At 54.7% G+C, this 13,865-nt stretch carries 11 protein-coding genes; 6 read left to right on the top strand and 5 right to left on the bottom strand.

The features are described 5' to 3' along the window. Positions 1-368: 368 nt before the first annotated feature. Positions 369-587 carry a DUF4327 family protein gene (locus tag H6F94_RS26520; RefSeq protein ID WP_190805277.1) on the top strand — a complete coding sequence of 73 codons (219 nt, stop codon included), beginning with the start codon at positions 369-371 and terminating at the stop codon, positions 585-587. A gap of 88 nt (positions 588-675) precedes the next feature. Here the strand turns inward: H6F94_RS26520 and H6F94_RS26515 are convergent, their stop codons facing one another. Beyond that, positions 676-1,245 carry a cofactor assembly of complex C subunit B gene (locus H6F94_RS26515; protein ID WP_190805276.1) on the bottom strand — a complete coding sequence of 190 codons (570 nt, stop codon included), beginning with the start codon at positions 1,243-1,245 and terminating at the stop codon, positions 676-678. A gap of 238 nt (positions 1,246-1,483) precedes the next feature. Here H6F94_RS26515 and sigC point away from each other — a divergent pair, with 238 nt between their 5' ends. Continuing rightward, positions 1,484-2,695, top strand: a complete 1,212-nt coding sequence (gene sigC / locus H6F94_RS26510) for an RNA polymerase sigma factor SigC (protein ID WP_190805275.1) — start codon at positions 1,484-1,486, stop codon at positions 2,693-2,695. 122 nt (positions 2,696-2,817) lie between these two features. Then, on the top strand, positions 2,818-4,485 hold the full coding sequence (locus H6F94_RS26505) for a SpoIID/LytB domain-containing protein (protein ID WP_190805274.1): 1,668 nt from the start codon (positions 2,818-2,820) through the stop codon (positions 4,483-4,485). A gap of 75 nt (positions 4,486-4,560) precedes the next feature. Here the strand turns inward: H6F94_RS26505 and H6F94_RS26500 are convergent, their stop codons facing one another. Then, positions 4,561-4,860 carry a ferredoxin gene (locus H6F94_RS26500; protein WP_190805273.1) on the bottom strand — a complete coding sequence of 100 codons (300 nt, stop codon included), beginning with the start codon at positions 4,858-4,860 and terminating at the stop codon, positions 4,561-4,563. Positions 4,861-5,472: 612 nt separating this feature from the next. Between H6F94_RS26500 and H6F94_RS26495 the strand changes: the two genes are divergently transcribed. From H6F94_RS26495 to priA, 3 genes are all read left to right on the top strand, one after another. Then, complete coding sequence (locus H6F94_RS26495) at positions 5,473-5,862, top strand: DUF1823 family protein (protein WP_190805272.1); 390 nt, start codon at positions 5,473-5,475, stop codon at positions 5,860-5,862. Positions 5,863-5,968: 106 nt separating this feature from the next. Continuing rightward, on the top strand, positions 5,969-6,877 hold the full coding sequence (locus H6F94_RS26490; RefSeq protein ID WP_190805271.1) for a hypothetical protein: 909 nt from the start codon (positions 5,969-5,971) through the stop codon (positions 6,875-6,877). Positions 6,878-6,983: 106 nt separating this feature from the next. Then, a complete protein-coding gene (priA, locus tag H6F94_RS26485) occupies positions 6,984-9,479 on the top strand; it encodes a primosomal protein N' (RefSeq protein ID WP_190805270.1) in 2,496 nt (831 codons plus the stop codon). A 69-nt stretch (positions 9,480-9,548) separates the two neighbouring features. Here priA and H6F94_RS26480 read toward each other — a convergent pair whose 3' ends face one another. From H6F94_RS26480 to gyrA, 3 genes are read right to left on the bottom strand one after another with little or no spacing between them, the layout of a single operon-like run. Continuing rightward, on the bottom strand, positions 9,549-10,544 hold the full coding sequence (locus H6F94_RS26480) for a tetratricopeptide repeat protein (protein WP_190805269.1): 996 nt from the start codon (positions 10,542-10,544) through the stop codon (positions 9,549-9,551). A gap of 27 nt (positions 10,545-10,571) precedes the next feature. Continuing rightward, on the bottom strand, positions 10,572-11,357 hold the full coding sequence (locus tag H6F94_RS26475) for a hypothetical protein (RefSeq protein ID WP_190805268.1): 786 nt from the start codon (positions 11,355-11,357) through the stop codon (positions 10,572-10,574). 27 nt (positions 11,358-11,384) lie between these two features. Further along, positions 11,385-13,847, bottom strand: coding sequence for a DNA gyrase subunit A (gyrA, locus tag H6F94_RS26470; protein WP_190805267.1), 2,463 nt, complete (start codon positions 13,845-13,847; stop codon positions 11,385-11,387). Positions 13,848-13,865: the final 18 nt, after the last annotated feature.

The following is a 13,865-nucleotide window of genomic DNA, read 5'->3' as shown; positions in this document are numbered from 1 at the left end:
GCACGTACCCAGTATTGACTTGCATTGATAAGTCTTTAGAATCCTCGCCCCCAGCTTTTTAAAACTCTTGACTAATGGCCTGAAGGTTTCTAGGGGCCTTAGCGCAAGCTAATACCCTCAAAAAGCGTCCCGCTCTTTACGGAAATCTAAGCTGTGGACATGATGAACAATGAAGTATGGTAGCCTAGGTGCTTATCGAAGCAAGTTGATTTCACTTGCTGCACGAGTGCCCTGGCAGTCCTCTCTGAGTCGCTTAGGGTGCTAGGCGCGAAAGTTGATTGAGCGACTAGCCTACTTTGCTGGCTCGTCCCATTGGCTTCTTGAATCAAGCACAAAATCAAACACAACTAACGTGTTGGTTGAAAACCATGGCTCAGCAAGTTACTCACCCGATGGTGAAGCTTCAGAACCAGGTCCGTTCCCTTGTGGACTCTGGTGTTCTCAAACCTGATGACCAAATTTGGAAAATCGCTCTCTTGTATGGCAACGATTGGCCGCACTGGAAAGAGGAACTCCTGGATTTTGAGTTTTCAATGCAAGATCCTGTGACCGACCTGCTAGCAGTCGAGTCTTGGGATGAAGATTGACCTGACCAAGCTACTCGGAAACCGAGTTTAGCTACCTATCACAGCTAACTTAGTCTACTGGGGCGTTGCGCCTGGTTGGCTAAGTCACTCAGTCCTGTTCAATTAACTTCAGAGCGTTTTGTAGCTCACTCACCTCATCTCGGTGAGCTCGAATTAGCACCCGGCTCGGTCTGGGTGCTAATTCCGTCTGCTCAACTCTCAGGTCGACCCGCTCTTCACGACCTGCACCTCGCCAATAGAACAAACCAGCGGCTGGTCCCAACAGGGCTAGCCCTAATGAACTACTGCCCAGTTGAGGATAAACAACAGATAGTACCAAGCCGATGCAGAACAGACCGGATACGGTTAGGGCGCTGAGGAAGAATGCCAGGAAGGCACTAGGGCGAACTTGACCCGATAGGGTTATAGTTCCAGGCTGACTCCAGAGATCACGGGTTTCCGGTGATCTAGGTCTATCTTCAGGCACAACTGAGATCACCTGATAAGCCCGCTGCGTGAAGTACTGTCTGAGTTGCTGCATCAGCTGCTCACCTGCCAAATCAGATGACAGTATGTACTCCTGAGTTCGGTCCTTCACCGATGCCCGCACAAAGAAAAACAACCCCACGAGCAGCAGCAGAGTCAACACAAAGGTCGAGGCTAAAATAGGGTCAGACATGCCAATGCACAGCAGTAGCGATCTCAGCTTTGGGTTGATCTCGTTGTCTAGGAACGAATCAGTTCAGTCTAGCAGGCTCGTTGGGGTGACTGTTTATTACGACTTGCCCTTGACCTTTGCAACAGAAGCAGAAGCTCGGGTCAATGTTCGAAGAACCTGATTCATTGGGAACACTAAGGTCGGGTTGTTGATCACACTCTCTATCGTCCGTCCATCTGGAGCCGCTGAGACAATCGCTATGGCAGGAATACCTTTCGACGCTGAAGCCGAGTACGGCCAAGACTTTGAGCCAGACTCTAAAGATCTAGAGGTAGACGTAGAGGACGTTGAGTTAGTTGCTGATTTCAAAGGCTCTCCAGGTCGCCGCACAACAGACTTAGTTCGTCTTTATCTGCAAGAAATCGGGCGTGTCAAGTTACTGGCGCGAGATGAAGAGGTATCAGAAGCCCAGAGAGTCCAACGCTATATGGCACTGTTGGAACTGCGGAGCAAAGCAGCTCAAGAGGACCAAGTAGCGCTCCAGCCGCTCGCTCATGTCATTGAAGTGCGTGATCGCCTGATTGCTCAGCTTGGGCACCGTCCCTCTCTAGAGCGCTGGGCAGCCGAATCGAGCCTAGCGGACACAGCAGAGCTTAAGCAGATTCTTGCAGACGGCAAGCGGGCTTGGGCCGCAGCAGCGGGTCTTAGCCTGAGCGATCTAGAGCAAATTCAGGACCAAGGCACCCGAGCCAAAGAGCATATGATCAAGGCCAACCTGCGCCTGGTCGTCTCGGTAGCGAAGAAATATCAAAATCGCGGCCTAGAGTTGCTGGACCTGATCCAGGAAGGCACTTTGGGCTTGGAACGAGCCGTTGAAAAGTTCGATCCGACCAAGGGCTATCGCTTCAGCACCTACGCTTACTGGTGGATTCGCCAAGGCATCACCCGAGCCATCGCGACGCAAAGCCGCACGATCCGACTGCCAGTTCACATTACTGAGAAGCTGAACAAGATTAAAAAAGCTCAGCGTAAGCTCTCCCAAGAAAAGGGCCGTACGGCAACAATTGAGGACATCGCTGAAGAACTAGAGATGACCCCACCACAAGTTCGCGAACTGCTGGTGCGGGTGCCCCGCTCTGTGTCTCTAGAAACCAAAGTAGGCAAGGACAAAGATACAGAACTAGGCGACCTTCTGGAAACTGAGAATGTGTCTCCAGAAGAGGTCATGATGCGCGAAGCGCTGCATCGCGACCTGTTACAGCTTCTGAGCGATCTCACCAACCGGGAGCGCGATGTCATTCGGATGCGCTTTGGATTGGGTGACGGTCGAACTTATTCGCTAGCAGAGATTGGGCGGGCTCTGGATCTCTCGCGTGAACGAGTCCGACAAATTGAAGCCAAAGCCCTGCAAAAACTGCGGCAGCCAAAGCGTCGCAACCGGGTGCGGGACTATTTAGAAGCCCTTACCTAATGGTGTCTTTTACCTTGGCGGGTTCATAAAAACCAGCTTTGATACATCTATCCAAAGGTTGGTTTCAATGAGAGTGGGAAGGCTATGATGTCAGGCAACTCTGACAGCTCTGGTCCTTCTCCATGCCTCGTTCCCTCTGGTTTACTTCCCCGCTGGGTCATGTTGCTCTAGGTTTATTTTGCTGGCTGAACCTATTCGGTGAGGCCAGCTTCGCCGTTAGTCGTCAGGATTCAGAGTCAGCTCTTAATCCTGAGCTGAAGATTGGTATTGTGCAGCGCTTTGGCGAGTCAACGGGAGACCGTTTGCAGTTGCGAGCTATGCCTGGCGATACCCTGACCCTCAGCTTCAAGCAGCCCGACAACGCTCAGCCTCAAGTTTTGCGTACCAATCAGGTAACGCTGGAGTTGATTAGTGAGCCAGTGGCCCCTCCCGAAGTGGAGGAGCGTCTCATTGTCAGTGCCCATCGTAGTTATGAGAATGCCGAGGCCAGTGCTAATTACTGGCGCTCTAAAGGCTTAAAGGTCGAAATTGCCCAGCCAAAACGTTGGCAGGTGTGGGCCCAGCGGGAAGTCTACAATGAACCCTTGCTGCGGCGTTTGTTACTCGATAGCCTGCGACAACAGGGCAATCAGTTTGCTCAAATCGAGAGCCGGGTAGTTAGGGCGCGACCCCAGGCTTCCTGGATCGTCAACGGTTACCGCTACAGCCGTGATGAACTGGACATCCGCTCAGGACGCAGTCTGATCTGGGTTAACCGTAACCTTTATGCGGGTTCTTTGCGTTTACAGCCCAATGCTTACGCTAATTACAGTCTAGTCAACCAAGTGCCCCTGGAAACCTACCTGCGTGGAGTGGTCCCCCATGAGATTGGACCCGGGGCTCCGGCTAATGCCGTTCAAGCTCAGGCTGTACTGGCGCGGACCTATGCCCTGCGCAATTTGCACCGCTTTGAGATTGACAATTATGAACTGTGTGCAACGACCCACTGTCAGGTTTATAAGGGTCTCACCGGTACCCTGGCCGTTAGTGACCGGGCTGTCACCTCAACTCGAGGTCAAGTTCTAACTTTTAATGGGCAGGTGATTGATGCGCTCTACTCCTCCGCCACCGGAGGCGTAACTGCTCCCTACAGCGACATGTGGAATGGCGAAGATCGGCCTTACCTGCGCACAATTATTGACTCCGTGGGGCAACCTTGGGATTTGTCAAACCGGAGTCTAGCCGATGAAGCCAACTTGCGAGCATTCTTGAATAGCCGAGCTGGATTCAACGAAGAAGGCTGGAATGTATTTCGTTGGCGAGAAGATAGCACCCTGGCGGATATGACCAGCTTCCTGAAACGCTACTTCACGTCTTTGGGCGGCACAGCCCCTTCGTTCACGACGATTCGAGATGTCCGCGTTGTCGAGCGTTCAGCCTCTGGGCGGGCACTTAAGGTGGAAATTCAAACTGATGGGGAGCCGATTGTGCTCAAAAAAGATGAAATCTTGCAAGCTCTCTATGCACCGACCAGCACCCTGTTCTACTTAGATCCGCTCTACGACAACCGATCTGGAATCCCCATTTTAAAGGGCTATCGCTTTGTGGGAGGCGGCTTAGGGCATGGGGTTGGCATGAGCCAGACAGGCTCTTACCGCCTAGGGCGGTTGGGCTGGAACTACAATCGCATTTTGAGTTTCTACTACTCAGGCACCCGGCTGGAGCGAGTGGGCCAGGATGTTCAGGTGAGCCGGAAACCTGGTGCTGCACTTGCTGATGGAGAAGCTGTCAAGCAACCAGAAGCGAATTGAATTAATTGAATTGAAAAGAGGCGGGGACTGGAATGTGACTCACATTCCAGTCCCCGCCTCTTGCATCTGAAGGCGCTAGTAAAGCTCTTCTTCTTGGTGAGTTTGGATGGTGCAGTCGGAAGTGGGGTAAGCCACGCAGGTTAAGACATAGCCTGCTTCGATCTGATCATCATCCAGGAAAGACTGGTCAGACTGGTCAATCGTTCCCTCGACAATTTTGCCAGCACAGGTGGAGCAAGCACCCGCACGGCAGGAGTAGGGTAGGTCAATTCCCTGTTCCTCAGCTACATCAAGGATGTACTCGTCATCGGGTACTTCAATGGTAGTGTTTAGCCCTTCGGCTTCGCTGATCAGTGTGACCTTGAAGGTTGCCATCAGTCAGTGGTCCTCTCTTGGTGGAAACGGCACTATCACTGATACTAAGGGAAAAGTAAAGCCTCAGGGCGCGGATTGGCTGGTTGTGTGAAAGGGATTTGTAATTTAATTTCACGACAAATCCAGAATCACTTATGGCTCTCTTACCTTGGTTGATTGTGGTGTGAGCGCAGGCACTGATGATGTTAGGCAAGGTTCAACTCTAGCTGCAACGCTTCCTTGCTGACATAGACTGAATCCTGAGCTAGTCTGCATCTGAACTAGACCCTAGAACCCTTGAAATGCAGGGCTAATGCGCCTTCCCCCAATACTGGGGAGCAAGATTCTAGCTAAATGATTTTTGCCTAACCATGACTGCAAATAGCTGAATGGTTTTAAGCCATAAAACTATGAGAAGTGTTAGCAGGATAACACCAGTATTCTGTCGGGCTCCTATTATGAGGTCCCGTTATGACTAATGGCTCTTCTGCCAAGGCTTAGTAATGTTAATAAAGCGTTCTGACCATTTATATCCTCCTAAACTCATAAATGAGCCTCAGGAAGCTTAGCCGTACATACACTATTGCGGCACTTGTTGACTCGATTTTTAATCTTGCCAGTTGTTTGAATCTAATGTCTAGCTTGCCGCCTTTAACTCGGGAAACGATCTGGGCCATTTTGACCGACACAATCGATGATGCTACCTTAAACCGACTGCTCTGGCACTACCTTGGGTATCGTCAAAATTTGACGGATGGCAATTGGGACACGGGGGCAGTTGTACCAGAGTGGCGAGACGAATACCCAGAACCGCCTGATTTTATCGCTAGCCGTCCCGCGACCGTTAAATTGACTCGCTCGATTCCTGCTGCCCACAAGCAATTGCTCAAAGAGGATTTGGGCTTTGCCGGTTACAAAGTGAGTGAACTGGTACCTCGCAAGACTCGTCGGGCCACTGCTGCCAATTGGCTCCTCAGCCAGTTGCACGCTCAGGAGCCAACTGCTCCGGAGGCTGAGGTGTAAATCTACGGGTGATCATTCTGAGCAGGAACTTGCGGGTTTATACGGTTTCAGCTTGCCAGCTGCTCTGTAGCAGCTAGACTGGGGGCAGCTGAGCTCCCGGGTCTCCATGAAACTGAGTAGCCTATTCAACGGAACGCGAACGGCTGCAAGCCGTTCAGGGCGAAGGACGAATAAGTTATCTCGTCTGCTGAGCCGTTTGTTGGGAAATCCAACCTTTCTCGTGATGCTGGTCATGTTGGGCTCTGGCATGGGGGCGCTTTGGTATCTCAATGCCACCCGTGTGGTCAAAGCAGAAAGCGATAAGTTTACGCCAGTTCGGGCCTCCAAGAGTCTAGTTCCCCAGCAACGCGATCAGCGTCAACCTAATCCGGCAAATGGGGCCAATCAAACTGGGAACAATTTGCCAGCCAGGCAAAACGTAGATTTGGGCCTTGACAATTTGTTCTCAGATACTGAACCTGCCCCTGCGGCTGGTAGTAGCGGTGTGGTCGATCCGTTTGAGCCCTATCGTCGCAACTATCAGCTACCCGGTTCAGCGGCGGCAGGTTCGACAGCGGCAGGCTCAGCTGTCCCAGTTGCTCCGGCGCCTAACGCATCCAGTACTATCCAGACCGGTCCCTTACCCGCTGGACCTTTAGACAGTGGCCCGATCAATGCTGGTCCAATCCAGACAGGGCCCGTGCAAAGTGGCATAAGCCAACCTGCCCCTGCTGCCCAGTCTGGCAGTTCCACCAGTTCTTCCCCGTCTGGTTCAGCTGGGTCTACTGGTTCCGCTGGCTTTACCGGCTCAACTACTGCACCCTCGACTGGAGTTTCGGGAGGAGCGCCAAGCTCAACCTCCGTCCCAGGCTCAAGCAGTAGTTATAAGCCTTTGACCTATCGACCTGGATTTGCTAATCCAGCCAGTAGCTATACCAATAGTCCCGTGCCGAGGGCTCCTACTAGCCTCCCAGCTTCAACGGCAAGCCCAGCGGTGCCTCAAGCAGCGAGAACCCCTGGTACTGCGACTCCATAAAGGCAGCACTAGTGTTTGAGCAGCTTTGGAACTCCGGGAAACACTATATCTACCGCAAAGCCGCTTAGAGCCCTATCCTTAAGTGGCAGTGAGTTTGTGGTGTGCCATGAGCGACCCAGCCCAGCTCGCCCTTTGCCTCGCTGAATCTATTGAACCCAAGCCCCCTGTACCACCGGTGGCTTGGGTCGAGGTATTGGTAGACTGCGCAGGGGTTCAAGATCTCTATACTTATGCAGTGCCACCTGGTTTGAAGGTCAGCACAGGGGACATCGTTTCGGTTCCCTTTAGCAGCAGCCAGGTTGGCGGAATCGTTGTACGTTGTCTGAGCCAATTACCGACTGAGCTGACATCTACTCAGATTCGGCTGGTTGTTGAGGTGGTCAGCCCCAGTTTTTTTTCAGCTCCGTTTTGGATTCTGCTAGAGCGGGTTGCTGCCTACTACTGCACACCGCTCGTGCAAGCCGTGCGCGTGGCCTTGCCGCCGGGACTGCTGGCCCGCGCGCAGCGCCGGATCCGCTGCCAAATGGGGGTAATGCCACCGGGGGCTGAAACTTTTCTGAGCCCTGCAGGCCGCGCCCTAATCAGCTATCTCCAACAAACTGTGGGCCAGGATTGTGCCTGGAACCATCTGCGCAAAGCTGTACCGGGCGCCGAGCGGGGGCTGCGGGAGTTGTTGCAACGGCGCTGGGTAGACAGTTATCTAGCTGCCCCAGAGCCACCCCGCCCTAAGACTCGTCAGGCTGTAACTCTAGTCCGGGCCAGCGATGCTGTGATGGACCTCAGCCCACGGCAGCGCGAAGTGTTGGAGGTGCTGCGACGACAGGGGGGGGATCTCTGGGCCAGTGAGCTATTGCAAGCCTGTCATACTACCTCAGCTGTGCTGAAAGCCCTGGAGCGTAAGGGCTACGTTAGCTTACAGGACCGGGAGGTGTTGCGGAGCGGTCTACCAGGGGCAACCCCTGTGTCCGATAGCGCTAAGCGGCTAACTTTCCACCAGGCTCAGGCCCTTGAGGCGATTCAGGGCTTGCAGGGTTCAGCACAAGTGCTGCTGCATGGCATTACCGGTTCGGGCAAAACTGAAGTTTACCTCCAGGCAATCGCGCCCATTTTGCAATCTGGCCGCTCGGCCTTGGTGCTGGTACCTGAGATCGGTCTCACTCCTCAACTCACAGACCGCTTTCGAGCCCGGTTTGGGGATGCGGTGCAGGTGTATCACAGTGCTCTCTCCGATGGGGAGCGTTATGACACTTGGCGGCAGATGCTCTCCGGCCGGACTTGGGTAGTGATTGGCACTCGCTCAGCGGTGTTTGCACCCTTACCCAATTTGGGCTTGATTGTGCTGGACGAAGAACATGACGCTTCGTTTAAGCAGGATCAGCCCCAGCCTTGCTACCACGCTGGTTTAGTTGCTCGCTGGCGGTCGGAGCTGGACCAATGCCCACTGGTACTAGGCTCAGCGACCCCAGCCCTGGAAACCTGGCAGCAGGTGGTAGGGGACGCCACTGAACCACTTGACGTACCTACCTATCTGAGCTTGCCGCATCGGGTCGGTCAACGGCCACTGCCGCCGGTTGAGGTGGTGGATATGCGCTCGGAGTTTCGAGCCAGCAATCGCTCAATTTTTAGCCAGCGCTTGCAAGCGGCTTTGTGGGAGCTGCAGGAGCGACGGCAGCAGGGAATTTTATTTATTCACCGTCGCGGTCACAGCACCTTTGTCTCCTGTCGCGCCTGTGGCTTTGTGATGGAGTGCCCGAATTGCGATGTCTCGCTGGCTTTTCACCATCCTCATCTCAACGCCAAGCCGCTTCTGCGTTGTCACTACTGTGGTCATAGCCAGGGTCATCCGCCTGAGTGCCCGCAGTGTGAATCACCCTACTTCCGTCATTTTGGCAGCGGCACCCAACGAGTTGTGCAAGAGCTAGCTCAATTGTTTCCTGATCTGCGCGTGATCCGCTACGACAGCGACACCACCCGTAATAAAGGGGCACATGCCCAACTGCTGGGACGCTTTGCAAGCGGTGAGGCTGATGTGCTGGTGGGTACCCAGATGTTGACCAAGGGCATTGATCTGCCGCAGGTGACGCTAGTTGGTGTGGTCTCGGCAGATGGCTTGCTTAATTTTGCTGACTTCCGAGCGGCAGAGCGTGCCTTTCAAACTTTGACTCAAGTTGCAGGACGGGCCGGGCGCGGTGAAGAGCCAGGACGGGTCATTCTGCAAACCTACACACCAGAGCACCCAGTCATTCAAGCTGTGCAGGCCCATGAGTTGCTGAGCTTTATGCGGGCAGAGTTGCAGGAGCGAGCGGACCAGCTTTACCCTCCCTTCAGCCGTTTGGTCCTACTGCGTATAAGTGGGCCAGATGGCGGTGCGGTAGCAGAGAGTGCAACACTAGTGGCTCAGACAGTCCGGGATGCAGCTTTTTGTGATGTGCTCGGTCCCGCGCCAGCTCTGGTGCCTCGGGTAGCTCGACGCTATCGCTGGCAGGTGCTGCTCAAGCTTCCCCGTGACACAAGCGAGTTTCCCGATTTAATAGCGTTGCGCAATCTGTGTGCGACTGGCGTCAGTCTGACCATTGATGTGGATCCACTGACGATTCTATAAAGTCGCTGAGGAGCCGGGAAAATCAATCTCAGCGTTTTGACTCGAAGTGCTAGTTCTAGAGATCTGGTTTTAGGGAGAACTGGCTCCCGCAGGTGAGGCTGGAGCTTGTCCAGCTTGGCCCCCCTGAAGGCGCTGGAGCTGAGTTTCAGTCAGCCTTGTCCATTGAGCATTGCCCTGAGCATTGAACAGGCTACGGGCGTAGTTAAGGACCTGGGCTGCTTGTGCTGCCTGTCCCTGCTGGGCAAATACTAACCCCGCAGCATAGTAGGCATTGGCATAGTTGGGATCGAGGCGGGTCGCCTCGCGAAAGGCGGCGAGGGCACCGTTGAGATCTCCTTGCTGAAACAGAACTGAGCCCAGGCCATAGTGAGCGGTGGGCGCATTGCGATTCGCCGCCAGAGACTGACGAAAGGCAGTGGCAGCTTCAGGCAACTGACCTTTGCCTTGATAGGCGAGGCCAAGGTAATAAGGCGGCTCGGCCGCTCCTGGGCTCAACCGAACGGCCTGTTGCAGAGCTGCAATTGCCTGGTCAAAGCGGCCTTGGCGCTGATAGACCAAGCCCAAGTTGTACTGAGCTAGACCCAAATTAGGATCGATCTGGATGCCCCGTTGGAGGTAGGCAGCTGCTTGGTCCAGATTCCCCCCTTCCAGTAGGGCTGCTCCTAGATTGGCGTAAGCCAGAGCGAAATTGGGCTGATTGCGCACCGCCTGATAGAAGCTATTCACTGCTCCCTGTAGATCGCCCTGTTGGCGCAGTGCCAAACCTAGATTGTAGTGAGCCGGGGCTAGGCGGGCATCAAGTTCGATTGCCCGCCGAAACGCAGCAGTTGCCTGGGGTAAGTTGCCCTGCTCGATATGGCGGTTGCCCTGCTCAAACCACTGCTGAGCAGACTGCCTACCAACCTGTTCCGTTGGAGTGGGTGGTTGCGAAGTTTGAGCTGCTCCCGGTTCTACTCGTAGGAATAAGCATCCCAGCCATAAATTCCCCAACAGCGTCAGTCCTATTGCCTGGCTGCTGGCCTTGTGCCAACCGAAAACTCTCCAGAAAGGCTGCTGTCCATCCATCGCCTCACTGCCCTCACGCTTTGTGCTCTACTGTGCCATAGATGCCTCAGTCTGAGGTTCCTGCAACACAATCTGTGTGGGCGAGTTGCCACTAATTAGCAGGTCATAGCGCTGCCGGTAGCGGCTAACCTCGAACCGAATACTTCCACCGGAATTGCTGCGAGACAGGAGGGTAAAGCCGCGCCGTGCCAGTTGAGTTTGGTAAAACTCCTGCACCATCTGAGCGCTATCGCGGCTGGCAATTGACCAAATCAGACCCGTTTTCGAATTGGGCTTTGCCGCCTCAGCTGCTCTCGGATACTTGGGAAATTCTTGGACGAAACGCCGTCGGTCTACCTGTGCATCTAGGCTGGGTAAGTCCTGTAGGGAAATGACGGTAGGATTTTGCAAGCCTACGAACAGATAACGCCGAACGCTCTGGCGCGACACGGCAGCAATCACTCCCTGCTCAGAACTGGCGACAGGTAAGACGCTATAGCCATTGAGCACTAGGGCCTTTAGGAGGTACTGCTGCACCTGTTTGGGGTCGTCAGGAGTTTGGTCGCTCCAAATGACCTGCTCCCCGGATAGAGGACCTAGGCCGAGCCGATAGGGGGTTGCGCCAGGGTAGTGGGGAAAGTTGATCAAATAATTGGCCAGATCCTGGCCTTCATCGGCATCTTGAAGCTTAACTGGCGTTACTTCTGCTCCTGAGAGCGGCGGGTCTTCTGGACGACAACTCTGGATCAAAACCAGGCTCAAGAGCAGCAAGCAAAGCGCTCTGAAGCGCTGCGGCATCAGAACCGAGGAAAGCCAGTGGTGGTCTGAAGTCATAAGCTTATGCAGAACTCATGCAACTGCCTACCCTTCAGGTCCCACTTCGACTGCCATCACCGTTAGCTCGGTTAGCTTTTCACTTTTGTTGGTTTGAACCACACGACGTCCCTCTGCGTCTCGGCCTAGCGGCGGTATTGTTTGGGCCGATAAGCGCAGTAAGCGAGGGGCATCGGTGGTCAGTAGCAGTTCCGTTTCGGGGGTGACAGCAGCAATGCCCATAAGTGCATCGGTTTTGAGACTGAATGGCAGCACCTGAACACCGAGATCACCGCGTTGCGAGAGACGCAAGAGACTGGCGCGCAGCCGCTTGGCGTAGCCCTTCTGCGTGACCAACGCTAACTCAGTTGATTCACGAACGACCGCTGCTCCGATCAAGCCCTCCCCTTGGCGCAGGCGCAGAGCCTGGTTACCCATCGCCGTACGACCCATTAAGGGAATCTGCTCTTCATCAGCCATCAAGCGCAGTAATCGCCCGCCTGAGGTTGCTAGTACTACTTGGTCGCCGGTATGCACCCGGGCTGCCCAAATTAGTTCGTCGTCATCTTTGAGCTTCAAGGTGCTCAAGCCGCGTCCGGTCAACTCGTTGAACTCTGCCAGCGGCACCCGCTTGATCCGTCCCTGCCGCGTTAGTAGGAGTAGGCAGGTGCTTTCACTGTAGGTTCCTTCCGTAAACCGAGCCACAATTGGTTCGCCCTGAGGTAGCAGGCCAATCAACGGAGTCCCGCGAGAGCGTCCGCTGGTCAGTGGCACCTCGGCTACCTTCAATGAGAATGCACGGCCGCTCCGGGTCAGTAGCAACAGATCATCCCGACTACTGCCGACCTGAGTTTCCACAACAAAATCTTCCGCTTCCTCAGGGTTGACCTCCTTGGGCGGTCGGCCCCGTCTCGGTCCCACTTCAGAGCGTCGCACATAGCCTCGGTGGGTGAACTGCAGCAGCGAGGGCACATCGGGAATGTCTTCGTGCTCTTCCTCAAAGGAGACAGTGACGGCTCCGCTAATCACGGTGCGTCGCTGATCGCCGTGTTTGCGTTTGAGCCCACGCAGGTCTTTCTTGAGCACTTTCAGCAACTCGTTGCGGCTGCCCAGCAGACGCTCCAGCTCCCGAAGCCGGCCGTTGAGTTCTTGAAATTCGGTCTGTAGGTTCTGGCGCTCTAACCCGGTGAGACGGCGCAAGGGCATGGCCAGAATTTCGCTTGCCTGCCGGTCGCTGAGGTTGAGCCGCTCTTGCAGCTGAACTTTAGCGGTTGAGCCATCTGGCGCGTGACGCAGCAGATCGATCACCGTATCGAGGTCAGACAGAGCCCGCAACAGCCCCTCCACCACATGCGCCCGAGCCCGCTTTTGCTCCTGCTCGTGGCTGTACAGCCGGGTCAAGGTCTCGATGCGGAAGTTGAGAAACTGAGTGAGCAGTTCCCGCAGGCTCATCTGACGCGGCTGGTTGTCGTCGAGAGCCAGCAAAATTGCCCCGAAGTTAACCTGCAGCGGCGTCAGCTTGTACAGACTGTTGAGAACTTTTTGTGGATTGGCTTCTCGGCGCAGCTCGATCACCACGCGGGTGCCGTCCCGATCTGACTCGTTGCGGATGTCAGCGATGCCGTCTAGACGTCCCTGGTTAACCAAGTCAGCCACTTTTTCGATCCAGCTATCGCGGCTGACCTGAAAGGGAAACTCGGTAATCACAACCGCGGTGCGCCGATGCCGTCCCCGTCCGGGCTGAATTTCTTCGACCTCGGCTCTGCCCCGTAGAGTAATCGAACCACGACCGGTGGTATAGGCATCCCGAATGCCCTCCTGACCCACAATTTCGCCACCTGTGGGAAAGTCAGGACCGGGAATGAGCTCTAGCAACCGTTCATCGGGTAGCTCTGGGTTGTCGATCAGGGCAATCAGCCCATCTACCAACTCATTTAGGTTGTGAGGCGGCACGTTAGTCGCCATGCCCACTGCAATGCCTGATGAACCATTCAGGAGCAGAATCGGCAACTGAGCGGGTAGCACTGTAGGCTCTTGTTGGGAGCCATCGAAGTTATCGGTGAAGTCAACTGTGGCCTCACTGATGTTGTCCAGCAAGACCTCATGGCCCATCCCAGCTAGACGACACTCCGTGTAGCGCATTGCTGCTGGCGGATCGTTGTCTACTGAGCCAAAATTGCCATGGCCAGCCAGCAATGGATATCGACTGGAGAAGTCTTGTACCAATCGCACGAGGGCGTCATAGACCGACTGATCACCATGCGGGTGATACTTGCCGAGCACATCGCCAACCACACGAGCGCACTTACGATAGGGCCGATCAGGAGTCAACCCCAGCTCGTGCATTGCGTAGAGGATGCGACGGTGGACTGGTTTAAGGCCATCGCGAACATCTGGCAGTGCCCGCCCCACGATCACACTCATGGCATATTCGAGATAGGACTGCTGCATTTCGGTGTGCAAGGCAGTGGCGATTACCTTACCCTCTTGCAGATTTAACTGCTTGGCCATGAGCACTTCCTTCTTTCG

The sequence above is a fragment of the Leptolyngbya sp. FACHB-261 genome (assembly GCF_014696065.1).
In the GTDB taxonomy this organism is placed as follows: Bacteria; Cyanobacteriota; Cyanobacteriia; order FACHB-261; family FACHB-261; genus FACHB-261.
The sequence above is the reverse complement of the archived record's forward strand: the minus strand, read 5'-3'. Positions and strand labels throughout refer to the sequence as shown.

Bases quoted from the DNA above. Each gene is read 5' to 3' on its own strand.
- H6F94_RS26475 (WP_190805268.1), bottom strand. From the start codon at position 11,357: ATGACTTCAGACCACCACTGGCTTTCCTCGGTTCTGATGCCGCAGCGC.
- gyrA (WP_190805267.1), bottom strand. From the start codon at position 13,847: ATGGCCAAGCAGTTAAATCTGCAAGAGGGTAAGGTAATCGCCACTGCC.
- sigC (WP_190805275.1), top strand. From the start codon at position 1,484: ATGGCAGGAATACCTTTCGACGCTGAAGCCGAGTACGGCCAAGACTTT.
- priA (WP_190805270.1), top strand. From the start codon at position 6,984: ATGAGCGACCCAGCCCAGCTCGCCCTTTGCCTCGCTGAATCTATTGAA.
- H6F94_RS26515 (WP_190805276.1), bottom strand. From the start codon at position 1,245: ATGTCTGACCCTATTTTAGCCTCGACCTTTGTGTTGACTCTGCTGCTG.
- H6F94_RS26490 (WP_190805271.1), top strand. From the start codon at position 5,969: ATGAAACTGAGTAGCCTATTCAACGGAACGCGAACGGCTGCAAGCCGT.
- H6F94_RS26520 (WP_190805277.1), top strand. From the start codon at position 369: ATGGCTCAGCAAGTTACTCACCCGATGGTGAAGCTTCAGAACCAGGTC.
- H6F94_RS26495 (WP_190805272.1), top strand. From the start codon at position 5,473: ATGTCTAGCTTGCCGCCTTTAACTCGGGAAACGATCTGGGCCATTTTG.
- H6F94_RS26500 (WP_190805273.1), bottom strand. From the start codon at position 4,860: ATGGCAACCTTCAAGGTCACACTGATCAGCGAAGCCGAAGGGCTAAAC.
- H6F94_RS26505 (WP_190805274.1), top strand. From the start codon at position 2,818: ATGCCTCGTTCCCTCTGGTTTACTTCCCCGCTGGGTCATGTTGCTCTA.
- H6F94_RS26480 (WP_190805269.1), bottom strand. From the start codon at position 10,544: ATGGATGGACAGCAGCCTTTCTGGAGAGTTTTCGGTTGGCACAAGGCC.